A 25,114-nucleotide genomic window follows, 5' to 3' on the forward strand; every position below is an offset into this window, starting at 1 on the left:
AAAAGTTTTTAGTAAAAACGCTTTTATAAACTTACCTTCATTATATTTACCCCTATATTTATAGACAAGTCTTTTAACTGTCTTTAAATGAATAGTTTACAAAATTTACAATGGGTTTGTAGAAACAATGCGTTGGTACTTAATTTCCTTGCCTACCCCCTTTTCCACTTCAGGTGAGTATGAGTTGTAAAAAAGCTTTTTCTCTTCCACTTCCGCTATACTGTCAATTTCTCCTGCAATATAAGAGAGAAGCCGGTCGCGTGCTGTATCGATTCTTGTCAGCAGTCCCCCGTACCGAATATCAAGGATCTCCCATCCAAATGGTTTGTTATTTGTTAACCATTGTTTGCGGTGGCATAATCGCAGCTCCTTCACAGCTTCCTCTAAAAGGTTCAATTCTTTTGTTGCGATTCCCTTTAGTTCTTCCTTCCTGTTTGCATGGTAAAATTCACTTATTTTTAACCCAAGTTCACTTTTGATCGATAATACTGTGCACAGTTTAATCATAAATGAGTACAGCTGTCCCCATTGAGAAGAATTATGCACGTATCCCTGAAGTTGTTCTTTTATGTTTTGAAAATGCCGTGAAAAGCCATGGCCTTCTATATTTCTATCAAACAAACCCAGTAAAATATCCTGCCACAATAAGTACTTTGACGGACTGTCCGGAATTAAGGCATGTATGTTTGCCTTGGGATGAACATCTAACTTTCCCATAGCTATGAATGCTTCATAATGAGCTCCAGTGCAAAATTCAAACCGTTTCTTCAGCTGGTTTTTCTCAACCATGCGGTGAAACCCGTGTTCCGCAAATAATTGCATACCTAACAATGCAAAAAAGAAATTGCTCTCCGCTCCATTATCACCCCACAAAGTCGCAAAAACCTCTTGCACCCCTTTCCTTTTACATACCGTCAACGCTGGATTGGTTGTATTGAACGTCTTTTCGTAATGAATAGTAGGACCATGCCATGTCCAGATTCCCCCGGCAAAGACCGGCGGACGTCCGAAAGCTGCATGTTTGTTAATATATTCCTCATAGAAAGCCTCATCTTCATTGTAATAATCCCAGTACACCATTTGAACATTTTCAGGGACTTTTTTTGTCTCTTCCACTGGAATTTCAATATTTAAGTCATAATAAGCATCTGATTCAGACCAAACCCGAAAATACATATCACTCCAAATCATGGGGCGCAATCCATATTTGTTCAGGATTCGTTCGACCTGATTTAAATGTTGAGTCATTAAAGTGTAGCGGTCTTTTTTTTCATGCAGATCCAGATACCGTCCCCTGCCTAGTCCATGAGCTTCGTCCATGCCAATATGAATACGCCTGCTTCGGAAAGGTGATGAGGCCGAAACAATCATTTTTTCGATAAAGTCATATGTCTTTTGGTTCTCTACCAGCAAAACGTCTTCCGTATCCTGAATAGCTGATGTATGGGACCATTTTAAATACGTTGATAAATGGGCAAGTGTCTGAATGCAAGGAATAACTTCGATTCCTAAAGAACAGGCATAATCATCAATCACTCGCAGCTCTTCTTTAGAGAAACGGCCCCGCATGTAACCAAAATACGGTTCGTCATCTATGGTATACGTGTCTTCTGTATACATCATCAAGACGTTTAATCCCATGATGGCCATATATCGAAGAAAGGTTTGAGCCGTTTCCGTTTTCATAACTGCGTTTCGTGAGCAATCAAACATGACGCCGTTCGTTTCAAAATACGGCTGCTCTATTATACGGAAAGCTTCCTTTTTACGAGATGCTTCTACAAACAGGCCCAGTGCCCGGAAAAAATGTATTGTTTTTTGGTACGTAATCAACCCTTCTCCATTTTCCAGACGCACTTCAAGCAAAGCTTTAGAAGATTTGACCACTTTAACGGGTATACCGTCTTCTGATATCTCGATTTCAAGCTGAGGAGCGAGTTTCTCAATTCCTTCTCGTAATGTGTCCCATTCACCCAGAAATGATAGTTTCATCGTCAACCTCCTCACATGACAGGATGATGCGATTGAGCGACTTTTTTAAGTGCCCTTGCTGCATCATAAATCCCTTCTTCATCTCCCAAAAGTACGGTTTGGGTAATCCATAGAACCTGCTGGTCTCCCATTCGTTCAGCAACGGGACATGTCTGTATCCTTTTTTCTCCCGTCCATTCCTCGATTGACTTTTGTATGGCGTCGTAATTCGTAAGAGACGAATATCCGCTTGCGCATGGGATTCCTTCTGCAGAAAGCCGTTTCATGAACTCAGACTTAGGAAAGGACCTGGCAAACTCTTCTTCCAGATAAAACATATAGAGGTGAAAACCGTTGCGGGTCACCCGGTTATCGTTTTTAAACAATCGTACCCCCTCCATGTCTTTGAGCAATTGATCCAAAAGAACTGCGTTTCGATTTCGCCGTTCCACCTGTTCCTCAAGCCGCTCCATCTGTCCAAGCAATACCGCTGCCTGAAATTCAGTAAGACGCAGATTCCATCCAATTGTGTCATGCTGGTACCAGGCACCGTCACGGCTCCTTCCTACGTTGCACAGTGACCATGCCTTGTCAGCAAGAGTGCGGTCATTTGTAACGATCATTCCTCCTTCACCAGCGGTTAAATTTTTGCTTGATTGAAAACTGAACGTGCCTATATCACCAATGGCTCCCACTCCTTTTCCCTTCCACTGAGATCCTACCGCCTGGGCTGCATCCTCGATAAGCGCAATCCCATGTTTCCGGGCGATAGCACTTAACCTGTCCAAATCTGCTACCGTGCCTCCGATATGAACCGCAATGATGGCTTTCGTCCGCGGGGTGATGGCTCCCTCCACTTTCTCAGGGTCGAGAAGCATCGTATCTTCTTCTATATCCACGAACACAGGTATCGCTCCAAACATTAATGGGGCTGTTGCTGTAGCGATAAAGGTATAAGGAGGCATGATCACTTCATCAAAGGGCTTTACTCCCGCTGCCTGCAAAGCAACAGTGATTGCTACGGTTCCATTTACAACACTGACTCCGTAACCAGCATCTTGAAAACTGGCAAACTTGTTTTCGAAAACAGGAAGTTTTGCTTCATAACCTGCTAGATTGGATCCGCCTGAACCTCCCCATTTTCCTGAATCAATCACTTCTGACAGTAACCGTTTTTCTTCTTCTTCACTAATAGGCCAGTTGGGATAGGGCTTGTTCCTGACGGGAACGCCTCCATGTATGGCAAGCTTATCCATGTGATTCTCCTCTCTGTAACGTACCGGCAACTTTTTGTTTTTGGTAAAAACACGCTACTTTCCGGATGGACGCGATCATTGCTTGAATATCTGCCATTGTATAAAACTCATTGACAGGGAGCCGAATGGCGGTTTTCAGTATGTTTTCAGCTTCGGGACACAATTCCCCTTCATAGACAGCACCTGTCACATCAAAAGGAAAAGTGCTGTTTTGATAGGCCGAACGCTTTTGGAATAATCCGCTTTTGTACACCACTTCCGGAATATAGCCTGCTGATGCAGGTATTCCTTCTTCTTTCAAGGCAGCAGCAAATTCATCCCTTGTGCAATCATATTTGGAAGGTTCAATACGGAACATATAGAACCAATAGGTGCAGACATTCCCCTCGTCTACTTGATGCGGATGGATGCCATCCAGCTCTTTAATGCCTTCGGTAATCTTGTTTCCATAGGCTGTTCTGTTCGAACAAATTCCAGGGAGTTTCTTCAGCTGCGCGATTCCAACCGCTCCTTGAAGTTCCGTCATTCTGTAGTTAGGAGCAAGATAAGATAGGTCCCTGTTTACGATGCCTCCCAGTCTTAAATAATTCTTATCGGCAAAAGCATGGGTCACTTTAAAATCCTGCTCCTCTGCAGAATTTACCGTTACCATACCGCCATCACCTGTGCTGATATGCTTAAAATCATTGGTGCTGAAACAGCCATAATCACCGATAGTGCCAACCAATCTTCCATTGTAAGAAGCAAGATAGCTCTGTGCACAATCTTCAATCACTTTTAACCGGTGTTTTTTTGCCAGATCCATGATCTCATTCATATTTGCAGGATTGCCTGCTAAATGAACAACTAAAATCGCCTTCGTCCTGGGTGTTATACACCTTTCAATAGAATTGGGGTCCATATTGTACGTGTGAGGATGAAGATCAGCAAAAACAGGGACGGCATTTTGATAAAGAATTCCTATTAAAGTCCCTTGATCAGTGATGGGACTCGTGATGACTTCATCTCCTACTGTAATCCCGGCTGCACCCAGTGCGGTATGGACAGCTGCAGTACCGGATGAAACTGCTACACTGTAGGAAATTCCGTACATTTCATTAAATGCATCAAGAAATTTTTTCACTTTTTCTCCGTTATGATAGAAGAGCGTATTTTGCTCCAATGCCTCCACCAGTTCCTTTGCCTCTTCCAACCCAAATCGTTTTCCTGTTCCAAACGGCGTATCCTTCACTTTCCGGCCGCCGTGGATCGCCAGCTTTTCACTCATGGAAATTTGTCTCCTTTCCAGGAAGCACCCATTCTCCAGCTCGTTCTTCGACTTTTTGCTTTTTGCAGCAAACTCCAAAACGTTCGATATATGCTGAACTGTTTTCTTTTTCTTTTACCGGAATACAAATGACAGCACCTGAACAACCGTTCAAATACTTCACTTCTCCTCCTGAAAGTATCCCTTGGATCTGCATCCTTGATCGGCGCCTTACCCACTCGTTGATCTGATCTCCGGTCCAAAAATGGTATTCCAACTCTTTGGCGCGCTGCACCACTTTTTTCAGTGCCTCTTTCACCGCTTGATCCCTGTAAATATGGATCTGATGAAATAAAAAGTGGGCAACTCCGCGCATACCCTTCGTCGTTTTTAAAAAAGGCTCAATGATGGATGTGTCTGCAAGTCTAGATAAATCCACGTCCTGTGTTAAAAATCCTATTTCTAAAACATCATAGATACGGTTTTTCTTATCGGCCCATGAAATGGGAAAATAAGGATGGCATGTGCCAAACAGAAAGCCAACATTCCCTTTTTTACTGGGTCCTCTCGTCTGATCCGACTGGATGCCGAAGCTTTCACACCACTCAAAGAATTCTCCCCAGTTTTGAAAAATCGTGTAATGGTTCTTATTGGAGACGATGGAATCTTCACCGCTCACTAGATTAAGCCACTCTAATTGCCTTTTCATTTCAGATTGATCCCAAAAACCGGCATCCTCATTCCTGGCATTGTAGTGGAGCGCGATTTCATGGCCCTTTTCACGAATAACAGGATAGAGAGAAGGACTGTATCCCGGCTCCAGCATGCACCATGTGCTGTGAATTTGACATTCCTCCAAAACAGCTAGAGTGGTATATGCGGATGCATCGTCGTTTACATCACTATCCAGTGAGATCATGGCTATCTGTTCCATGCCATCTGGCCAATAATCAAGAAAAGGCAGTGTCAATCCCTGATCAAGAACGATTTTCAATAAATGAGAAATGATTGCTTCTTTCCATAAATCAGCATAGGGGAAAGCAAAATAGGGCTGGCCAGTGGGCGTTTGCAAACGATCCATCTCCCAATCCATGGCAAAACCATCGTCTGCCTTTAACAGCCCGTCATTCAAGTTAGCCGTGCCATCCGGAGCTGGCTGCCCATCCTTTGTGACAGGTTCTCTTCCCTGCTGCATGCCGACGATGGCCCCAATGATATCCACCGTCCAGCGCTGAAGGGTTCCTTCTCCTATATCCCATTTCTCAATTAAGGCGCCTGCACGATGTCCATTCTTCGCACCTGTTTTAATTTCTCCGTATTTTTGGCAATGAAATTGAGATGATGATGCAGTCCAAGTAAAAGCTTGAAAAAACCGTAAAAATTGCTGATTATGCACGGCATAGCCATCATCTATTCGGTGCTCTGTGAATCCCATGCCCTTTGCAAACTCTGTCAATTTGCCAATGGAAATAACAGAGCCACCCGAGCGGATGTAATCCCATAGATCCCTTGTCTCCTCATGTTTAATCGGCGGCAAAGCCAACACAATCACATCAAAGTGATGAAGCTGATTTGTTTCTACTATCGGTGTGAATGGGATACCCGCATACTGAAATACAGAATGAAAATATAATTCAAAGACGTTTTCGCCTTTTTCCCATTTATAGAGGGCACATTCTTTGTCCACATACACACCTACCCTTGCCATCCTCAATTTTGGGCCATCCTTTCACCGAGCAGAACAGTTTTACCCGTTTGCCGGCTTTCATTGGCCGCTTCGATAAAGCGGATGACTTCCATGGATTCATCCATGCCAACTGGAGATTCTCCGGTTGTAAACATTTTCATTACTTCTTCCAGTAAGCTGGCGTAATGCGGCTTTGTCCCCTTCTGACAATCCACGAATGCAGTACCTGAACGGCGGTGAACCAAAGCACCGAATTGATGATTTCCTGTACGATTCCCTCTGACCGTTCCAATTCTTCCATCCGCCCACTTGCCAACGATAACATCGTGATCATTATTGACAGTGCAGCCCACTTGCCGGCAGCCGGTTCCCATTACAGTGAACAGCATCTCTATCGAATGAATCCCATACCAAAAAAGGCCGGGCAGCGGAGGTTCGATTTTCATTGGACCGTATGTATCTGCCCCGAAGATCGATCCTTGATCCATCGCGGCCTGCTGAAGTTCCTCAGAAAATCTCAGGGACGAGCTGCTGCTGACCGGCACGTTGTACTGCTGTGCCAGATCAAAAATCCGGCGTGCATCAGCAGATGAACAGGCTAAAGGTTTGTCAATATAAATCGGCTTCCCATAAGGTACAACTCTACTGAATTGTTCAAGGTGTACTCTTCCATCGACGGAAGTCAATAAAATCGCATCCGTTTGTTCCGCTACTTCTTCGGGACTGCCAAGCATTTTCACATGAAAGTCTTTTTCTAGCTGACGTGTAATCGGTCCAACCCGCGAGCTGCTCAATTCAAAATCCGCCGAGCCCCCAGGGTAGGCAGCAACTATCCTGCCACCTTTGATATGATGAGGATTTTTTTCATTGTTTAAAAGATCGGTAAAAGCTGGACAGTGAGTGGTATCAAGGCCAATCATTCCAATTTTCAGCATTTCGGTTACGTAACTCCTTCCAGTAATTTTCTGAATAATCAATCTCATTATAAAGGCAATATTAATTTAAAGACAAGTCTATAAAAAGTCTTTTTTTCTTATTCTTCTTCCGCTATAATATGTGCACACATGTCTATATTTAGGAGGTAAAATGTATGGCGGCTCTTTCTCCGGCGGAAACGGAAAATGGTGTTGCTATTGGTGTGATCGGCCCTTCAGCTTTAATCGAAAGAGTCCGTGAAGCGCTGCATTCCTTTCCCAATTTCATACCGCTTTTGCGCAGTTATGAGGAAGAAAGTGAAGTTCTGGAACTCACTAAAGACTTACTGGCAAATGTAGAAGTATTGCTATTCCTGGAATATCACTTGTTCAGGAAGGTCAAAGAACAAATGAATTTTCATATTCCCGTTCATTACGTACCGCTGATGGGAACCGGATTGTATCGTTCTTTGTTTCGAAGTAAGAGCCTGTATGGCTTGAGGATGCTGACCATTGATTCGGTGCCTAACCAGTATGTGAATCAAATATTAACGGAGCTCAATGAAAAGAACACGGACGTGCATATTTTCCAAGGAAGTCCGTTGGCTACAACGGAGGAAATGGTCAACTTTCATTTATCGCATTTTGACAACAGGCCAGGCTCTTCTGTGTTGACGGGTGTTGAAGCTGTCTCCGAAAAACTTACCGCTCTCGGAATACCAAATGAATGGGTCACCCCTACCCACCAGGATTTAATCGTATCATTGGAGAGGGCCCTATTAGCCACGCGGACAAGAAGAAACAAAGAATCTCAAATTGTCGTAGGTTTAGTAAACATTGATCAGTTTCGCAAGATGGTGGACAGCTACCCATCAGAACATGAGGTTCAAAAGCTGAAGCTTGATCTACATCGGCTCCTGCTCGATTACGTAAAACTTCTCGACGGCCATTTAACAAATCTTGGCGGAGGAGAATATTTATTCTTCACGACAAGGGGCATCTTTGAAAGAGAAACCAGAGGCTATAAATATTTGCCTGTCCTTGATGAGGCTGAAAAACTATTGGGCATTTCCTTAAGTGTTGGCATCGGCTTTGGCCGAACAGCCACCGATGCGGGAAACCATGCGAGAGTGGCGCTTCGCCAGTGCAAGGAATTTGGCGGAAAAGCCTGCTATATTGTCAGGGAGGATCTCAGTGTGATCGGCCCGGTAGAAATCACTCACCCGATGATCTATGATCTTTCCATAACGGATGACAAACTTCTGGAGGAAGCAGAAAAAGCTGGAATGTCGGCAGCTTATATGAGCAAATTGATGGCGCAAGTCGCGAGGTACAAAAAAGCAAACTACACCGCTCAAGAACTCGCAGCCATCCTTGGTATTACCATCCGAAGCTCTCACCGGATCCTTGGACAATGGATAGATGCAGGTTTGGTAGACGTTGTTGGAGAGGAAAAAATCTCATCAAAAGGCCGCCCCCGTCAAATTTACCGGCTTTCATTTGTTGCCGACCATTTAAAAAAAATAAGAGAAGCAGTGGAATAGACCATTCTATTCCACTGTGTAGTTTTGAAGCTTATCACTGCTAACCTTACACCCGAGCCCGTACCGATCACCAAGGAATACGGTGCCTTCTTCCCGTACTGGCCCTTCCGAAACAGGGTCATCTGCAAGAAAAAAAGGTCCATTCAAATCTACCGGCGCTGAAATTTGCAAGTAATTAAAAAGATGGGCACTCGCTGCAAGACCAAGGGTTGATTCGGTCAAGCCTCCTCCTAGTAAATCCAAGCCCGCCTCCCTTGCTATTTCCCCGCATATTTTCGCACGGTGCAGACCGGCCATCTTTGTCAGCTTTATTACCGCTGTATCACATGCTTCCAGGCGAAAAGCCTGCAAAAGATCCCCAGGGCTCCAAATACTTTCATCCAGAGCGATCGGAATATGCACTTTCCTTCGGATTTCTGCGTGGCCAAGGAGATTGTTTGCGATGAGCGGCTGTTCGAATACGTCCACTCCCAATTTCTCAAGCTTCTTGGCAACATAGATGGCTTGTGCCACTGTGTACCCCTGGTTCGCGTCCACCCGGAAAAATAGGCCGGGTGCAGCTTCCTTTACCGCGTCGACCATATAGATATCGTGATCAGGATCAAATCCGATCTTAACATCCAAGCCCTTGTATCCCTTCGTTTTCGCATCTGTTGCTTTTTGAACCGCTTCCTTCACGTCCCTTGTACTAATAAGATAGGACAGATTGATCGTTGAATTCGTTGGTCCCATCCATAGTTCACCAATGGTCTTTTTATTCCTTTGTCCAATTAAATCATGCAGCGCAGTATCGATCGCCGCTTTTGCAATCGGCTGGCCAACAGTGAGTCCACTCTTAATTTCCCGGTTCATCACTTGATGCACATAAGAAAAATTGTCGATCCTTTTTCCAATAAGAGCCGGAGTGAAATAAGTGTTGATGGTGGCAGTAACTGATTCAATCGTCTCATAGCTCCATCGATGGCTGGGCCGCGCTTCCCCCCATCCATTCATTCCGTCCTTGTCGGTAATTTTCACATAAACATGTGGAGCTCCTGCTTGCTTATCACCAACTGAACCACTTGAAATCCTAAAGTCCTGAAGCATGGGTAATGTTAAAGGAAAAACTTCTATGCTAGAAATAATCATTTTAAAGCTCCTTTCTTGAAGCATGACTAACTTCCTGATTTTTCCCTTTATTAATATTAGACATTTTAAAGACGCGTCTCTATTTGATAACGTTAAGGTACAATAAAATAACCTGAAAAGGAGAATAATGATGAAAAGAAAAATGAGTGTTATCGTACTCTTGTTTTCCATCTTCATGTACAGCCTGCTGACAGGATTCGCTCCTCTCCCAAGAGCGGCGGCCCAGACTGACGGACAGCCAGGAGAGATTTTGGCAGATTATGCTGGTGTTGTCAGGGAGACCTCCCCTCGCTCTGATGGGATATACCACATTGATACCCCAAGATCCATTCAAATACTGAAAGAACTTCATATTAATACGTACTATTACCTTGTTTGGCATGAGAAAACGGATTGGGACGATTTAAAAAACGAGTTTTTACCTGCAGCGCGTGATGCCAATATTAACATTGTCGTCTATCTCGTGCCTCCCTCAGAATCTACTGGCGTTCGAAAGTCTTACCCCTACACCACCGATTACATTGCATGGTCAAAAGCCATCGCCCAACTATCACTTGAGTTCCCAAATCTTACTGGATGGGCGATTGATGATTTCAACCACAACCTGACGACTTACACCCCCGAATATATGGCTCGAATGAAACAAACTTCTGAAGCCATTAACCCAAAACTCGTATTTACTCCGCAAATGTATACTGACTCCTTGAATGAAAGCTTTCTACAAACCAGAGGTGCATACATCGATGGCGTCATATTGGCTTTCCGAGATGGAATCTATCGGAATACACAAGTCTATGAATCTGCTCAACAGCAAATTGATAACGCGTACAGCCTCTTAAGTTCCTATAACCTTCCGCTTTATTGGATGCTGTATGCCTCACAGCTTTCCCTTACCCCGGCCAATCCTTCAGCAAACTACGTAAGAGAAGTGGTGCAAATTGCCCTGGATAACATGAAAACAGGCAAAATTAAAGGGGTGATTACGTATGTTCTCAAAAAGAACTTTGAACCTGAACCGATAGATGACAAGGCTTATAACGATACTGGGTATCTTAACTTTTTTGTTGGTGCGGGTGCACCTACTTCAGCCGGTGAAAACGAAGAAGCTTCACAGAAAATCCGGATAGACCGTAAATCGGATCAATATGCGTTAACTTTCCAGACAATGGATCATGGCCCCAACTCGATGGGTTATCATAAAAAACAATTGCTGATTGATGGCCAGGTGGTATGGGAACAGGATGCTGCCGAAATTAAAACAGATTTGCAGTGGAATACGATTAACGTCGATCTTTCGCCATATTTAAGCGGCAAAAGGACTGCCCAACTCTCATTTCGTTTTTATGAGGCCAAACCTGTAAAGAACTTCTGGACTTATGCAGGTTTTGATGGTCTTCAACCAGAAGGATTTACTGTAGAAAATGGTGATTTTGCTGATACAACCAGCTGGAAATTTAATTCTAGCTCTGCCGCCATTATTGGCGAGATTATGCAATACGATGAAAGACGAGCAGAAAGAGCCTATGGACAAACGAAAAAGTCCTATTTAACCTATGGGTTGTATCACTCCATTTATACTGCAGATCTTAAGCCACAATTAAAGACTGATTTAGCAGATAAGGCAGAGATGGTGATGGATCATTACTTCGCAGAGAAAAATCGAAAAGCGATCAATAAGCTTCGCCAGCTGAAAAACAAAATACGGGTGAAAAGCGGACGGGAGATTCCCGTGGAAATGGCACAAAAATGGCAATCCATATCTGACGAACTGCTAACCTACTATGAAAGCGAGATGTAAGCATCGTCCCTCTGGAATGTTCCAGAGGGTTTTTCCTTAAAGATTCGTATTGATATAGTGCAGGGTTTTATCAATATGTTCCTGGCTTCCTGGAGCGTTATGTGTCGAGAAAGGATAGATCTCTATCGTTTTCTCAGAAGGTATGAGATTATATACGCCGAAAATTGTTTTTGGAGGGCACACCGCATCCTTTAACGCAACGGATAGTCTTACTTGGCTTTTCATATTTGAAGCAAAATTAACATTATCAAAATAAGAAAGGTTTTCAAAAACCTTTTCTGTGTATTGTGGATACCTGGCTAAATAATTCTCGATAAAAACGAGGGAACCTTCTGTTTTTAGCTGAATGGCCAGCTCCAGATCACACATGTTTGGTACATCGGCTACTACCAATTGAGGCCGGGAATCCAAAGCTGCCACGGCTAGGGCAATCCCCCCTCCTAAACTCGATCCTATCAAACAGATTTTGTGCGGGTTTATTTCTGGGCGAGTCAAACAATAATCAATGGCCCGCTTGCAGTCCAGGTAGACTTTATAATAGTAGTATTCTTTCTTATCTAAAAGTCCCTGTGTTGCCCAGCTGCCTAATGTTCCCGAACCATAACAGGAATCATCCCCTGTCTCTCCCATTCCCCTGCAATCCACTGCTAATACAGCATAATCCTGAATCAGCCATTGCATATACTGGGAGATCGATCCTTTACTGCTGTTGTATCCATGAAAAAAGATAAGACATTTAAGATTTTGTTCCCGTCTTTTTGGTTTTAGAAATACCCCCTTGATCGGTGTTCCGTATGCTCCACGGTAGGTAACCTTTTCACATTGGATTTGTTTGATGGGATAATCGATGATTTCTGCCTTTTCATTTAATTCAATACGATCCAGCTCTTGGAGTGCATGGGACCAAAAAGAATGAAAATCATGTCTTGCGGATAGAATTGGTTTATAGTCACTGTATTCTTCGATTAGCTCACGTACTTGCCTCATATCATCATTCCTTTCTCCGTTTAGATGGAGCAAACTTGAGAAAATTTAAGCATTCAGAAGTATAGAAGCCGCTGCTCCCTTCGCCGGAGAATAGAATTCTTTAGAAAAAACAATCCTTGTTTGAGCAAAAGCGTCTGAAAGGGTACGTTGTTTTGCGGACGAAATCGTCTTTTCTTGAAATTCATGAATTTGGTTATAAGGAGCTTCAATCATGATCTCTTGAGGATTTAGCAAATGAATCACCTGTACCAGAGCACGGCCCAAATACTCTCCATATTCTCCTATCTTACGGTGTACCCTATGGTCTTGCTGAGCTAACTTTGCAATATCCAAGTCTTCATTGTTTGAAGGGCGATAAGTGAGGCTTTGAAGAAATTCCCGAAAAGCGCCCATACTGATTATTTTTTCAAGACAACCCTGTTGTCCGCACTTGCATATTGGACCCTGTGAAGCAACAGATAGATGGCCAATTTCACCAGCTGTCCAGCTGTTGCCATTCATTACATGATGGTCTGCCACATAGGCTCCTCCGATCCCCTCGCTAATCCTTATATAAAAGAAACTGGATTTGGGTTTTTGCAGGACCGTTTCGGCTCCTCTGGCCGCTGCAATTTTTACATTGTTATACACTTCCACAGGCACTGTTACCACTGAGCTAAGGATTTGTTTTACTTCAACATTCCTCCAATTCAGGTTTGCCGATTGATATACATATCCTCTTGTCTGGTCCACAATACCAGGTATGGCAATACCAATTCCTTTTGCCTTTGGGAATCTGCAAGTTAAGTTTTTTGAAAGGTTGATCACCTCATCCAGGATCGAATGTCTGTCGATGGCGACTGACCCTTCCTCTAGTTCATTCAGCTGAAAATCCAACACGATATAGGAGATGTTGTCCCGCTGAACCATTAACCCGATGGTTTGCAGCGCGTCAGGCCTTAATTGCAGCAAAACTCTCGGTCTTCCTGCTCCAACCGGTTCTTTTATTCCCGACTCAGCGATCATGTTTTGATTCAGCAATTGTTCAACGACAAGTGACACTGTATTTTTGCTCACGTTCAGCGCATGAGCAATCTCCTTTCTTGAACATGGTTCATGAGCCCGAATATAGTGTAAAATATTTTTTTGATTGATTTCCCGTAACACGGAAGTTCCTTTTGCCGGCATTCTCTACTCTCCTGTCCTTTTTCCGTACTTCTTTATAACTTTTTAATCTTTCCTTTAAATCGATCGATAAATTGAGCATTCCATTCATCCCCTCCGGAAGCGTTTCCACTCATCCAAATCGGCGGCTGAATGCCTTCAGCAACGAGCATCTCTATTGCTTCAGCTGTCATGGCATTCAACAGATAGGCATTCGCAAAGGTAGAAACAGCGGCAATCTTTTGCTCCAGTCCGCTGATCTGCAATATCGCATCCCCCACTCCAACCTTGCTGTCCAAAACGACATCCACCAATTCAAACAAGTTTTGTCCGGAAGGGTGACGGGCAGGGTGGTTGGCAGGAGTGCTTGATGCATGCTCCACAGAGGTTACACCGATGGTTTTTATACCTCGCTGTTTCGCTTCCAATGCCGCATCTATGGTGGCGGCATTAATGCCATAAGCGTTGATAATGATTAGAAGGTCGTCTTTCACCAGCCCATAGTCTTCGATCACAATGTTTCCATAGCCCGGTTTACGCTCTATCGCCATGGAACGAAGAGCTCCTCCGCTCAGGAGCGTTCCTTCATCCAGCATAGCACTGATGTGCATAAGACCGCCGGCACGGAAAAATAACTCCTGGGAACCTAAATTGGAATGGCCTCCTGGCCCATATGCGTAAATGAGTTTATCCTGTTTCACTTGTTCTGCCACCAGTTTTGCAGCCTCTTTAATGGCATGCTGCTCTTCCTTGTGTATTTTTTCCAAATGAAGGATAATGCCTTGCAAGTATTCAGTCATTAAAGGTGTTTTCATGAGAACAAACCTCCCTGTTCTTGTATACTGAAATGCCGTTTTTGTACGTTTCGAATAGGGTTACGTTCTTGCCTGATTGATGAAGCAAAAGAAAATCTGCTGGTGCACCTTCACAGATGCCTTTCCTTTGCGGCAGATTCATTACCATGGAAGGATGGATTGAAGCCAGATCAACAGCAAAGGGCAAGCTGCACATCCCCCTCCTTAACAAATGGTTGACCCCCCATAACTGCGTTTGAGCTGAACCTGCCAAAAGGTCTTCATTTTCTTTCATATACAACCTTCCGCTCTTATCCAAAACGACATCGCCGCCAATATGAAGATGGTAGGAGCCAGCAGGCATTCCGGCTAGGGAAACACAATCACTGACAAGAATGGCCCCCTCCCCTTTCATCCTCAGAATAACTTTTAACACTGAATCGGGAAGATGGAAGCCATCAGCGATCATACAAGCGGCAAGCTTATCGCTTGCCAGCTGTTCCCAAAGGTAATTGGGATGCCGCTTTAACATCACATGAGCACCATTTCCTAAATGGGTAGACATCTTCGCTCCCGCTTGAATGGCATCGTGGATATTTTCAGGAGTGGCAGCTGTATGCCCTATGGAAACGAGAACCCCATGATTTGTACATTTGTTGATAAAAGATGCCGACTCAGGCCATTCGGGTGAAACGGTGATGATGGATATCCGTCCTCCAGAAGCTTTTTGCCACATCTGAAACTCAGTCCAGTCAGGAGCTTTAACGAATGGTTTAGCATGAGCTCCCCTTGGACCATCCTCGGGAGATAAGTATGGCCCTTCTAAATGAATGCCGGGTATGGCCTGATTAACCGCTGCGTTTGTTTCAGCGGCTTCTTGGAATATAGACATCGTGTTTATTATGTTTTCAGGCTCGTTGGTAATGATTGTGGGATAGAATGAAGTCACTCCCTGACACCATAAATGGCGTACGGTAGATTCAATAGAAGCTGTTGTGAGCGCTGTATCATTATAATCAATACCTCTATAGCCATTCACTTGCAGATCAACAAATCCCGGTGCAATAATCGGCAGTTCCTTTCGCTGTTCCTCGCCTTCAATAGAAACAAACACGCCATCTTCAAAACTCACTTTTACCGCCTTGCCCGTTTTATAATGAATGCCGGAGACTTGTTTCACTTAACAGCCACCGCCAAATGAATCTTGATCTAGATATAAAGTACAATTTTCATGTTTTCGAAGAACAGAAGCAGGACAATCTACTGTAATTTCCCCATGAAGGACCAATTGTACAGCTTTTGCTTTTGTCTTGCCAGGAGCCACACAGTACAGGAATTTTGCTGAAACCAAAGCAGGAATCGTTAATGTCAGCGCCTCTTTTGGCACCTCATCGAGTGAAGCGAAGCAGCCATCATTCACTTGCTGACGACGGGATGCGCCGTCCAGTTTGACCGCTTTCATTGTTTTTTGATCATCAAAATCGGCCACTGGAGGATCGTTAAAGGCAATATGGCCGTTTTCACCGATACCCAAACAAACAATATCAACCTGTTTTTCCTTGATTAGTTTTGTGTAGCGGGCACATTCATTTTCTGCTCCATTCGCCGTCTGAATAAGATGGACTTCCTTTGGATGAACACGATCAAATAACTTATTCTTTAAAAAGGAAGCAAAGCTTTTTGAATTTCCGGGCGGCAGATTCATATATTCATCCATATGGAAAACGGTAATCCTGCTCCAGTCAATCCTGTTATCTGCTGCCAGACCTTCCAGCAATTCGTTTTGAGAAGGAGCAGAAGCAAAAACCATCCGAAGATCTTCCTGAACGGAGAGAAGTTCCTTAATCTTGCTGCTGACATCCCCTGCTGCTTGCTGTCCCATCTCTTTTCTCGTTTCAAATACTTTTACATTTAAACGATCTGCCTTGCACATGAATGGATAAACCGTCATATTCCTCCCTCTTTTCCTTCCGAATGAGTTTATCAATTGCATTATTTATACTGTTTTCAATCGAACTGGAAAAAGGAGAAGGAAGCGCAAAATAATAGATGGAGTCATTGGCTTCGTATCCCCCTTCACTCAGCTGGCCTGCTGTTGGAACATAACCAATCATTCCATTGCTATATGGAAGGGGGATGATTCGTCCTCCATATTTTTCTTTTAACTTGAGTCCGTACTGTGTCACCATTTCGGCGTTCATGGAAAGAAAGGACAGTTCTTCACCAAACGTCATCAAATGGAGCTTTAACGGTACCCCCGCTTCAAATGCCGAAAAACGTTCGTTCATAATGGTGCACCATTCTTTCATTAAAAGGTCTTCAGGAAATGCGGAGGGATCGTAGAACTCTCTTGAAGGCAAGTGTTCAAAATTCAAGTGCAAAACCTTGGTTGAAGTTTGTAGTTTCGAAGTTGCTACTTCCTTCCAATGGTTTTCATTGAAGCAATTCAGTACGTTGCTGGCTAATCGTTTTCCAAGACGTTCCACATCCTCTTCCTCTCCCCTGTAAAAGGCATTTCCTTTAATCAGAGCGGGCCGAATGTCACCGCAGCAACCCTGTAAATAACCAGCTATACACCCATTTCCGATTCTCTTTTCAACTTCTTCGAGCACAGTTCCAGGAAATTCAGAAGATACATAATTATTTCCGGTTGTCGTGGGATGGCATGCGTAATGAATCAGCAGAGCTTTTGTCTTTTGTTGTAGGGTTTCGAAGCGAACTAGTATGACTTCATTGTCTACCAGACCATCAGGATTAGGCGCCATGATGATCTTTCCGTTTACTGCTTTTCTGCGGTTAACCCCTATATCAGCCGTACTGCTTGCTCTTTGTACCGTCACTTCTTCTGCATTTTGTTTTGCAGCCTCTATCGCCGAAAGAAGCTGTTTCTCCAAAAAAGCGATATAGGAGTCACTGTACCTTCCCAGATAGGATGTAAATAACTTGCTTGTTTGCGGGCCTGAGTGATTGTGTGTCGCGTGAAATATGATTGACTCTGCTGGAATAGAAAATTGTTCGATGATTTTCTTTTCGAGTTTTGAAACAAGATCGGATCCCCACCAAATCAAATCCGCCGTAATTAACAGCGATGGGTTCTTATTTGTTTCATCTAAGAAACAAAAAACACGTACATACAACTTCGATTTAATTTCTGTAAATGGTTCTTTTCGGTGAGAAAAACCAGCTAAATAGACGGGCTGAAAGGGAGTTATTTCCTGTTTGGACGTTCCTAGCCGTATACTCATTGTCTTTTCACTCTTTTCGTCGGTAATTAATCATAGTCTATGACTAATTTTGCATCTAAAAAATACCATTTCGATTAACCGATGTCAATAAAAATTTTGAAAATTATAATTATTTAAAATACGGTACGTGAAATTATAATTCTACAAGAAGAAAAAGGAGGGCCCTCCCTCCTTCTTTACTGCGGTAAATTCATTAATTTATTTGATTAATTTTGGCTAGAGTCACTTTAAGTTTTCTGCTTTCGGTTAACTTCTTGCTGAACATCAGTAATTTGGGTATAACAATAGCCACAAATATAGTCCAGGTTCATGATCGCCTTCGTAATGGATGCATGGCGGTCTAAAAATTCCTGCTCATCTTTTACCTGGTCTTCCTCCCCACCCTTCTTCCGAACTAAAAGCGATGCCCCCAAATTCATATCATCTACTTCCCTCGCATCAGAATATTTATTTAGTAAAATTTTAACTTAAATTTTTGTTACATCTTTACTAATTCGATCCATCTTTTAATAGTCAGAATAATTAAATTCTACTATTGTAAGCCCTATCATTTTAATGTTACGATTCAGTCAACCAATCAATATTTTAGTAATATTTAGTAAATATTTTCTACCATTTCAAAGTTAAGAGGTTTATAACTATGGTGACCATTAAAGAAATCGCTCAAAAATCGAATGTCTCGACAGCGACTGTATCGCGGGTGCTCAACCATGATCACTCTATTTCTGTCCAGGACGAAACGCGGCAGCGAATCCTGCAGACAGCGAAAGAACTGGGTTATCAAACGATCCATGAGAGACGAAAAAAACAACAGACGCAATCAAAAAAAACCAGTTTCAGTGTAGGAATCATTGCTTGCCAGACGGTCGAAGAGGAATTAAACGACCCTTACTTTATCTCCATTCGCCAGGGTATTGAAGAAGAATTATATAAACAAGGGATTAATAAGGTTGGAAGTTACCGGTTAAATGACATGCTGACGGTTCCCCAAGACTTCCTTTCTTTAGACGGCCTTCTGGTAATCGGCCGTTTGGGAGAAGACGTTCTCAATCAGGTTTCTGAAAACATAAAGAACATCGTCTACCTTAATTATGTTCCTGATGAGGAGCGTTACGATTCAGTGTCGATAGATTTTGAAAAAGCGACAAAGAAAGCCTTACAGCATCTCATTGATTTGGGTTATAAACGAATCGGTTACATCGGAGGGGTTGAACGAGAACATCTTAAGCAACAGAAAGTGATATCAGAAGACAAAAGGCTCATCACATTTGAAAACATGATCAAACATGGATACTTTGAAGGTTCAGAGGATATATACATCGGTGAATATACGATGACTCATGGCTATGAACTCATGAAGAAAGCACTCAAAAAGAAGAATGTTCCAAAAGCATTTTTTGTTGCGAGTGATCCGATGGCCATCGGTGCTCTACGTGCTTTACAGGAAGCAGGACTGTCTGTTCCGTCAGATGTCGCCCTTGTTGCGTTCGATGATATTGAAGCAGCAAAATATAGCAGTCCTCCCCTTTCGACGGTGAAAGTCTATACAAAGGAGATGGGACAAACCGGAGTGAAGCTGTTAATGGATCGAATGAAGGGAAGGGAGCTCCCTGTTAAGGTTACGGTTCCAACTTCACTGGTCATCCGCCAAAGCTGCGGAACATCTGTAACAGAGCATCCTTTTAAGGAGGTGATTCAATAGATTAAAAGGAGATCTGAACAAAAAAGGATTATTCGCCCAGAAACCTGCCTATCTAGCCATAGGCATAAGTGACTGCCTATCACTCGTTTCTAAAGCGAATAGCCCGGCACTCCATTTACCAAGGAGCAACTATAAATTATATAGGAGCCCCAGTCATTGTGCAAACATCTTAAGATCGTTTGTTTTGGTTTTGAAAACCATTAATAACTAGGGGGAATGACATTGAAAAAGTTTGGTAAAACATTATTGCTTACATCAGCGTTTGCTCTGGCATTGTCGGGCTGTAACAAACAGTCCAGTTCTGGAAGCGGAGGCAACGTGCAACTAACCTTATTCTCTACCGTCACCAACGAATCCGACAAGGCGGCTTTGGCTGATGCCATTAAAGAGTTTGAAAAGAAAAATCCAAACATTGATATTAAAGAAAATTTTCCCGCTGATAAATACGAAGGAATGCTCCGTGTAAAAATGGCAGCCAATGATATGCCCGATTTGTTTGACACCCACGGCTGGTCAAAGGACCGGTACGGTGAATATGTGGAGGATTTACAAAACATGAACTGGGTAAAGGACTTGGATCCAGCGATGAACGACATTCTTAAAAACAAGTCGGGCAAAGTTTATGCCTATCCTTTAAATCAGGCGAAAGACGGCATTACGTACAACGCTACCCTATTAAAAAAATACGGAATCCAGCCACCCGCAACGTTTGATGATTGGATGAGCGCCATGGCAGCCATTAAAAAGAAGAGCAAAGGTGAAGTCACTCCTCTTTGGTTTGCAGGATCGGATAAAAGTTCGTTTGGACAATATTTTGATCAATTCGCCACTCCTTTACTGATCACCGATCCCAAACATGATTATAGAAAGGAGCTCTTGGCCGGAACGTTTGACTGGTCGAAATTCACCTTCCTTCCTGAAAAACTCGAAGAAATGCAGAAAAAAGGATACTTGAACAAAGACGTATTAACCGCTCAAAACCAGCAGATGACAGATTTGATGGCACAAAACAAAATTGGGTTCATTATTGGCGGAGGGCTGCTCGGTCCTGCTGTAAAGGAATTAAATCCAAAGGTCCAGCTAGGCGTAATTCCAATGCCTGTCATCCATAAAGGTGACCAGCCGAGCTGGATTGGCGGAGAACGGCACACACTGGCCGTCTGGAAGGATTCCGAGCATAAAAAAGAAGCTAAAAAATTTATCGATTTCCTGTCTCAGCCGGAAATGGTAAAAAAGATTGCTGAAGCGACTTCTTTGCCTGCAGGACTTACCAACACCAAAGCTAATAACTACTTCGCTAAAGACTATGAAAAATACAAAGACATAAAGGTTGAACCTTATTTCGATCGAGTCTACCTCCCTAGCGGAATGTGGGATGTACTCGGTGCCTCCGGTCAAGAACTTTTGTCCAAATCTATGACACCGGAACAAGTTTCCAAGAAAATCGGTGAAGAAAATAAACGCCTGTATAAACCCAAAAAGTAAGACAAGCTTATTTCATCCCTGAGTCCATGACCGTAAAGGAGTTGAAATACTTGAATACCCTGATTGGTTTCAAAAAAGAAAAAGCTGTCCTTACTAATGTAAAAAAACGACCGAGAAATTCCCCTCAGTCCTCACTATGGTGGATGTATTTACCTGCTCTGGGTGCTGTCTGCTTGTTCATTTTATATCCGTTTCTCAATGGTTTAAAAATCTCATTTACCAACTGGAATGGTTTTTCTCAAGTCTATGATTATGTAGGATTCCAGCAATATAGCCGCCTGCTAAAAGATCCTGATACATGGCTGGTTGTTAAAAATACGCTGCTTTACGGACTGGGCAGCACGTTGTTTCAAAACATTATCGGTTTGCTGTATGCTTTATTGCTTAATCAAAGTATTAAAGTAAGGGGATTAACACGGACGATCATCTACTTGCCGGTTATTATCAGTCCACTGATCATGGGATACATTTGGTATTTTTTCTTTGCTTATCAAGGCGGTGCCTTAAACGATATTTTGATTCTTATGGGATTCGATAAAATCAATGCCTTAGCCAACCCCAGCGTGAACACTTGGATCATTGTTTTTGTTAACACTTATCAGTTCGTTGGCATAGCAATGATCATTTACCTTGCCGGACTGCAAAGCATTTCAAAAGATTACTATGAAGCAGCCCAGCTCGATGGCGCCTCCCCTTTTAAGCAGTTTAAAAATATTACACTGCCTCTGTTGATGCCTTCCATTACCATCAACATTGTGCTGAATATCATCGGAGGCCTTAAACTGTTTGATGTCATCGTCTCGTTGACGGGCGGCGGGCCCGGCAATGCTTCTCAATCCATGTCCACGTTCATGTACGACTTGTATTTCAATCGGCAGGACGCTGGGTATGCAGCAACAGAAGGTGTATTAATGGCCGTCATTATTCTAGTGATCAGTATCTCTGCTTTGATTTTCTTCAAACGCAAGGAGGTAGAAGCGTAATGGGAAGCATCAATAAACCTAAAACACTGCTCACAATAGTTGCTTTGGTCATCGCGCTCTATCATCTGGTTCCCTTCTATATCTTACTGACGACTGCGCTCAAAGCGAAGGGAGACTTCAGTTCGAAATGGATTTTCCCCGACCGGCTTTCTTTGGATAACTTTAGAGAAGCATGGGAAATGGCGAATTTAGGTCCATCATTACTGAATACGTTGATCATTACTTTCTTTTCGGCTCTGCTTCTCATCTTTCTTGGTTCACTTGCCGCTTACCCATTGGCGAGAAGAAATACAAAGTTGAATACGTTTGTTTATGTCTTTTTTATCGCCATTATGGTCATTCCCCCATTAACCGCTCTGGTGCCTTTATATCAGCTGGTCGTGGATATCGGAATGATGAACACACGTACAATTGCCGTTTTAAATAACGTTGCGGCTTATATGCCGCTCACCATCTTTTTGTACGCCGGATTCATACGTTCTACGATCCCTAAACAATTGGAAGAAGCAGCGAAAATGGATGGAGCCAGCACCCTAACTATCTTTTTTAAAGTAGTGTTTCCGCTCTTAAAACCAGTTACCGCTTCCATCCTAATCATTTCTTGTGTGTTTATATGGAATGATTATCAATTTGCGATTTTCTTCCTGCAAGCTGAAGAAGTAAAAACCATTACCGTCGCACTATCCAGCTTCTTTGGCCAAAATACGAACAGCTTAAATCTCGTAGCGGCAGCGGCCCTCATGGCCGTAGCTCCTATGGTCATCCTATTCTTGTTCTTGCAAAAACATTTTATTGAAGGTTTGGCTTCTGGTTCAATAAAAGGATAAAAAATAAGTGGAGGGTTTATGATGAAGGTTACGATTATTGGTGCAGGCAGTGTGGTTTTTGCCAAGCGTTTAATTACAGACATTTTAAGTTTTCCTGAATTGCGGGATACTGTCTTTTCTTTAACCGATATCCATGCCGATCGGCTGCAAACCGCAGAAAAAATGACACAATCCATCATCGCCCAGTTCGGAAACAATGCCCGGGTGGAAGCTCACATCGATCGAAAACAGGCACTGGTCAATGCTGATTATGTACTGAACTTAATCCAAGTGGGGATGCATGAGGCTACATTGGTTGATTTCGAAATTCCAAAACGATATGGCTTAAAACAAACCATTGCCGACACACTTGGAGTTGGAGGGGTATTCCGTGCATTACGGACCATCCCGGTTCTCATCGATATCTGCAGAGATATGGAAGAAGTTTGTCCAGAGGCGTATTTGCTGAACTATACCAATCCGATGGCCATGCTCATGCTGGCCATCCAGAAAGCTTCTCCCATTAAATCTGTTGGTTTATGCCATAGTGTTCAAAACACAGCAGATGAGTTGTCCTCTTACTTAAACATTCCAGTGGAAGAACTGGAATACAAAGTTGCGGGCATCAATCATATGGCCTGGTTCTTGGAGTTAAAAAGATATGGCCAAGATCTTTATCCTTCGCTCTTTGAAGCTATGAAAGACCCAAGCATTTATGCCAAAGATAAAGTCCGTTTTGAAATGATGAAAAGATTAAATTTCTTTATCACAGAATCCAGTGAACATATGTCTGAATACACACCATATTTTATCAAACGGGATCAGTTAATCCGAGACTTCGATATTCCGATTGATGAATATGTGAGGAGAAGCGAAGCCAATTTAAATCAATTTGCCAAAACACAAAAGATGATTGACCAAGGACAGACCTTTCCGATGGAAAAAAGCCATGAATTTGGTGCTCCCATCATTCATTCTCTCGAAACAGGGGTCAATCGAGAGATCTGGGGAAATGTACTAAACACACACCTTATCACAAATCTGCCGACAAATTCCTGTGTGGAAGTACCTTGCCTGGTGAATAAACGAGGGATTCAGCCTATCCATGTTGGCGTGCTTCCACCCCATCTGGCTGCGATGAACATGACCAACATCAATGTTCAGCAACTGGTCGTTGAAGCTGTACTTACAAACAATGTAGACTATGTATATCAAGCGGTCATGCTCGATCCCCACACTTCCTCTGTCCTAACACTGGATGAAATATGGAACATGACGAAAGAACTGTTGGAAGCCCATGCAGATTACTTACCTGCGTTTACTAAAGGGAGACACTTAAGCTATCAACGCAAAACAGCAACTTTATAAATGTAAAAAGCTAAGGATACTAATCCTTAGCTTTTTTATTGCTTCTCCCCTGTACCTGTAATGACGTAAGGTTGAAGACCATTTTGCCGGCATTAGCGTGGCGGAATTCGATTAAAACCTCAGGGGCTGGACCTGGCCACCTAAGCTTGTGGCCGGAGGTTATTCATCTAATGCCTTTTTAACCGATTCAATAGCATGGATCAATGTTGTATCAAATAATGGTACTTCGGAATCCTCTCGTTTAACTAATAATCCAATTTCCGTACAACCGAGTATGATGCCTTCAGCTCCGTTATCAACCAGGCTTTGGATGACCTTTTTGTAATAATCCTTTGATGCCTTCCTAATCTTACCAATACATAGCTCTTCATATATGATTTTATTTACGGCGTCTCTATCCTCTTTACTGGGTACTAAAACCTCAATACCATAAGATTCTATCCGTGATTTATAAAAGTCTTTCTCCATCGTATATTTAGTGCCGAGCAATCCGATCTTCTTTATCTTTGCCTGTTGAATTTGATTTGCTGTTGCATCAGCAATATGTAATACGGGCACACTGATTTTTCTCTCAATATCCTTTATGACTTTGTGCATTGTATTTGTACAAAGTACGATAAAATCGGCGCCTCCCTTTTCCAGTGACTGTGCGACATCGCCTAATAATGTACCAGCTCTTTGCCAATCACCTGCTGCTTGATAACGTTCCATCTCCTCAAAATCAATGCTGTATAAAATGCACTTTGCGGAATGCAGCCCGCCTAATTTATTTTTTACGTCTTCGTTTATGATGCGGTAATATTCAATCGAAGATTCCCAGCTCATCCCGCCGATCAAACCGATCGTTTTCATCATTGCCCTCCTTCAAAAATGTTCATTGAACTTCATTAAGACGGTTACTAAGCAGACCTTTTACCTCCTGCCATTCATTATCAACAATACTGTAAATAGCCGTATTTCTTACCGTACCTTCTGATAATATCCGTTCATTTCATAGTCCCCCTTCATACTTGCCGCCGATTTTACTAAGTGTTTTCTAGATCGTATGCCTCCCTTG

General features: G+C 42.9%; 21 protein-coding genes. 7 read left to right on the forward strand and 14 right to left on the reverse strand.

The window, feature by feature from the left end:
- Positions 1-105: 105 nt before the first annotated feature.
- Genes QYF49_RS15605 through QYF49_RS15625 form a run of 5 tightly spaced genes read right to left on the reverse strand, consistent with a single transcriptional unit; the run spans position 106 to position 7,095 of the window.
- Positions 106-1,992, reverse strand: a complete 1,887-nt coding sequence (locus QYF49_RS15605; protein WP_290400539.1) for a beta-N-acetylhexosaminidase — start codon at positions 1,990-1,992, stop codon at positions 106-108.
- An 11-nt stretch (positions 1,993-2,003) separates the two neighbouring features.
- Positions 2,004-3,227: a DegT/DnrJ/EryC1/StrS family aminotransferase gene (locus QYF49_RS15610; RefSeq protein ID WP_290400540.1), complete on the reverse strand. Its 1,224-nt coding sequence runs from the start codon at positions 3,225-3,227 to the stop codon at positions 2,004-2,006.
- A complete protein-coding gene (locus tag QYF49_RS15615; RefSeq protein WP_290400541.1) occupies positions 3,220-4,494 on the reverse strand; it encodes a DegT/DnrJ/EryC1/StrS family aminotransferase in 1,275 nt (424 codons plus the stop codon). Before QYF49_RS15615 ends, QYF49_RS15610 begins: the two co-directional genes overlap by 8 nt.
- A complete protein-coding gene (locus QYF49_RS15620) occupies positions 4,487-6,187 on the reverse strand; it encodes a polysaccharide deacetylase family protein (protein ID WP_290400542.1) in 1,701 nt (566 codons plus the stop codon). Before QYF49_RS15620 ends, QYF49_RS15615 begins: the two co-directional genes overlap by 8 nt.
- Positions 6,184-7,095, reverse strand: a complete 912-nt coding sequence (locus QYF49_RS15625; RefSeq protein WP_290400543.1) for a Gfo/Idh/MocA family protein — start codon at positions 7,093-7,095, stop codon at positions 6,184-6,186. Before QYF49_RS15625 ends, QYF49_RS15620 begins: the two co-directional genes overlap by 4 nt.
- Positions 7,096-7,250: 155 nt before the next feature.
- On the opposite strand from QYF49_RS15625, the gene QYF49_RS15630 reads away from it, so the two are divergent.
- Positions 7,251-8,618, forward strand: a complete 1,368-nt coding sequence (locus QYF49_RS15630) for a GTP cyclohydrolase IIa (RefSeq protein ID WP_290400544.1) — start codon at positions 7,251-7,253, stop codon at positions 8,616-8,618.
- A 6-nt stretch (positions 8,619-8,624) separates the two neighbouring features.
- On the opposite strand, the gene QYF49_RS15635 is transcribed toward QYF49_RS15630, so the two are convergent.
- The gene (locus QYF49_RS15635) at positions 8,625-9,746 is read right to left on the reverse strand and encodes a mandelate racemase/muconate lactonizing enzyme family protein (RefSeq protein WP_290400545.1); all 1,122 of its coding nucleotides are present in this window, start codon (positions 9,744-9,746) and stop codon (positions 8,625-8,627) included.
- A gap of 127 nt (positions 9,747-9,873) precedes the next feature.
- Between QYF49_RS15635 and QYF49_RS15640 the strand changes: the two genes are divergently transcribed.
- Positions 9,874-11,544, forward strand: coding sequence for a hypothetical protein (locus tag QYF49_RS15640; RefSeq protein ID WP_290400546.1), 1,671 nt, complete (start codon positions 9,874-9,876; stop codon positions 11,542-11,544).
- A 36-nt stretch (positions 11,545-11,580) separates the two neighbouring features.
- Here QYF49_RS15640 and QYF49_RS15645 read toward each other — a convergent pair whose 3' ends face one another.
- The 7 genes from QYF49_RS15645 to QYF49_RS15675 all read right to left on the reverse strand — a co-directional run bounded on the left by QYF49_RS15645 (position 11,581) and on the right by QYF49_RS15675 (position 18,132).
- Entirely contained in the window at positions 11,581-12,531 is a 951-nt protein-coding gene (locus QYF49_RS15645; protein ID WP_290400547.1) for an acetylxylan esterase, read from the reverse strand.
- 45 nt (positions 12,532-12,576) lie between these two features.
- Positions 12,577-13,698, reverse strand: coding sequence for an ROK family transcriptional regulator (locus QYF49_RS15650; RefSeq protein WP_290400548.1), 1,122 nt, complete (start codon positions 13,696-13,698; stop codon positions 12,577-12,579).
- A gap of 32 nt (positions 13,699-13,730) precedes the next feature.
- Complete coding sequence (locus QYF49_RS15655) at positions 13,731-14,489, reverse strand: sugar isomerase domain-containing protein (RefSeq protein WP_290400549.1); 759 nt, start codon at positions 14,487-14,489, stop codon at positions 13,731-13,733.
- Positions 14,467-15,648, reverse strand: a complete 1,182-nt coding sequence (locus QYF49_RS15660) for an N-acetylglucosamine-6-phosphate deacetylase (protein WP_290400550.1) — start codon at positions 15,646-15,648, stop codon at positions 14,467-14,469. The genes QYF49_RS15655 and QYF49_RS15660 overlap by 23 nt, the downstream gene beginning before the upstream one ends.
- Entirely contained in the window at positions 15,649-16,419 is a 771-nt protein-coding gene (locus QYF49_RS15665) for a glucosamine-6-phosphate deaminase (protein WP_290400551.1), read from the reverse strand.
- The gene (locus tag QYF49_RS15670; RefSeq protein ID WP_290400552.1) at positions 16,364-17,713 is read right to left on the reverse strand and encodes a neutral/alkaline non-lysosomal ceramidase N-terminal domain-containing protein; all 1,350 of its coding nucleotides are present in this window, start codon (positions 17,711-17,713) and stop codon (positions 16,364-16,366) included. The genes QYF49_RS15665 and QYF49_RS15670 overlap by 56 nt, the downstream gene beginning before the upstream one ends.
- 227 nt (positions 17,714-17,940) lie before the next feature.
- On the reverse strand, positions 17,941-18,132 hold the full coding sequence (locus QYF49_RS15675; protein ID WP_425589595.1) for a hypothetical protein: 192 nt from the start codon (positions 18,130-18,132) through the stop codon (positions 17,941-17,943).
- 221 nt (positions 18,133-18,353) lie between these two features.
- Between QYF49_RS15675 and QYF49_RS15680 the strand changes: the two genes are divergently transcribed.
- From QYF49_RS15680 to melA, 5 genes are all read left to right on the forward strand, one after another.
- Positions 18,354-19,415, forward strand: a complete 1,062-nt coding sequence (locus QYF49_RS15680; protein ID WP_290400553.1) for a LacI family DNA-binding transcriptional regulator — start codon at positions 18,354-18,356, stop codon at positions 19,413-19,415.
- A 222-nt stretch (positions 19,416-19,637) separates the two neighbouring features.
- On the forward strand, positions 19,638-20,900 hold the full coding sequence (locus QYF49_RS15685) for an ABC transporter substrate-binding protein (RefSeq protein ID WP_290400554.1): 1,263 nt from the start codon (positions 19,638-19,640) through the stop codon (positions 20,898-20,900).
- 143 nt (positions 20,901-21,043) lie between these two features.
- Positions 21,044-21,883 (forward strand): carbohydrate ABC transporter permease, encoded by an 840-nt coding sequence (locus tag QYF49_RS15690; RefSeq protein ID WP_290400952.1) that lies wholly within the window; start codon positions 21,044-21,046, stop codon positions 21,881-21,883.
- Positions 21,883-22,710: a carbohydrate ABC transporter permease gene (locus QYF49_RS15695; protein WP_290400555.1), complete on the forward strand. Its 828-nt coding sequence runs from the start codon at positions 21,883-21,885 to the stop codon at positions 22,708-22,710. The genes QYF49_RS15690 and QYF49_RS15695 overlap by 1 nt, the downstream gene beginning before the upstream one ends.
- 18 nt (positions 22,711-22,728) lie before the next feature.
- Complete coding sequence (melA, locus tag QYF49_RS15700) at positions 22,729-24,057, forward strand: alpha-glucosidase/alpha-galactosidase (RefSeq protein WP_290400556.1); 1,329 nt, start codon at positions 22,729-22,731, stop codon at positions 24,055-24,057.
- A 159-nt stretch (positions 24,058-24,216) separates the two neighbouring features.
- Here the strand turns inward: melA and QYF49_RS15710 are convergent, their stop codons facing one another.
- The gene (locus tag QYF49_RS15710) at positions 24,217-24,909 is read right to left on the reverse strand and encodes an aspartate/glutamate racemase family protein (RefSeq protein WP_290400953.1); all 693 of its coding nucleotides are present in this window, start codon (positions 24,907-24,909) and stop codon (positions 24,217-24,219) included.
- Positions 24,910-25,114: the final 205 nt, after the last annotated feature.

Origin of the sequence: Fictibacillus terranigra, from assembly GCF_030412265.1 — a bacterium.
In the GTDB taxonomy this organism is placed as follows: domain Bacteria; phylum Bacillota; class Bacilli; order Bacillales; family Fictibacillaceae; genus Fictibacillus_C; species Fictibacillus_C terrinigri.

Coding starts and splice junctions, on each gene's coding strand:
- QYF49_RS15605 (WP_290400539.1), bottom strand. CDS start 1,992: ATGAAACTATCATTTCTGGGTGAATGGGACACATTACGAGAAGGAATT.
- QYF49_RS15610 (WP_290400540.1), bottom strand. CDS start 3,227: ATGGATAAGCTTGCCATACATGGAGGCGTTCCCGTCAGGAACAAGCCC.
- QYF49_RS15615 (WP_290400541.1), bottom strand. CDS start 4,494: ATGAGTGAAAAGCTGGCGATCCACGGCGGCCGGAAAGTGAAGGATACG.
- QYF49_RS15625 (WP_290400543.1), bottom strand. CDS start 7,095: ATGCTGAAAATTGGAATGATTGGCCTTGATACCACTCACTGTCCAGCT.
- QYF49_RS15630 (WP_290400544.1), top strand. CDS start 7,251: ATGGCGGCTCTTTCTCCGGCGGAAACGGAAAATGGTGTTGCTATTGGT.
- QYF49_RS15635 (WP_290400545.1), bottom strand. CDS start 9,746: ATGATTATTTCTAGCATAGAAGTTTTTCCTTTAACATTACCCATGCTT.
- QYF49_RS15640 (WP_290400546.1), top strand. CDS start 9,874: ATGATGAAAAGAAAAATGAGTGTTATCGTACTCTTGTTTTCCATCTTC.
- QYF49_RS15645 (WP_290400547.1), bottom strand. CDS start 12,531: ATGAGGCAAGTACGTGAGCTAATCGAAGAATACAGTGACTATAAACCA.
- QYF49_RS15650 (WP_290400548.1), bottom strand. CDS start 13,698: ATGCCGGCAAAAGGAACTTCCGTGTTACGGGAAATCAATCAAAAAAAT.
- QYF49_RS15655 (WP_290400549.1), bottom strand. CDS start 14,489: ATGAAAACACCTTTAATGACTGAATACTTGCAAGGCATTATCCTTCAT.
- QYF49_RS15665 (WP_290400551.1), bottom strand. CDS start 16,419: ATGACGGTTTATCCATTCATGTGCAAGGCAGATCGTTTAAATGTAAAA.
- QYF49_RS15670 (WP_290400552.1), bottom strand. CDS start 17,713: ATGAGTATACGGCTAGGAACGTCCAAACAGGAAATAACTCCCTTTCAG.
- QYF49_RS15675 (WP_425589595.1), bottom strand. CDS start 18,132: ATGAATTTGGGGGCATCGCTTTTAGTTCGGAAGAAGGGTGGGGAGGAA.
- QYF49_RS15680 (WP_290400553.1), top strand. CDS start 18,354: ATGGTGACCATTAAAGAAATCGCTCAAAAATCGAATGTCTCGACAGCG.
- QYF49_RS15690 (WP_290400952.1), top strand. CDS start 21,044: ATGTATTTACCTGCTCTGGGTGCTGTCTGCTTGTTCATTTTATATCCG.
- QYF49_RS15695 (WP_290400555.1), top strand. CDS start 21,883: ATGGGAAGCATCAATAAACCTAAAACACTGCTCACAATAGTTGCTTTG.
- melA (WP_290400556.1), top strand. CDS start 22,729: ATGATGAAGGTTACGATTATTGGTGCAGGCAGTGTGGTTTTTGCCAAG.
- QYF49_RS15710 (WP_290400953.1), bottom strand. CDS start 24,909: ATGAAAACGATCGGTTTGATCGGCGGGATGAGCTGGGAATCTTCGATT.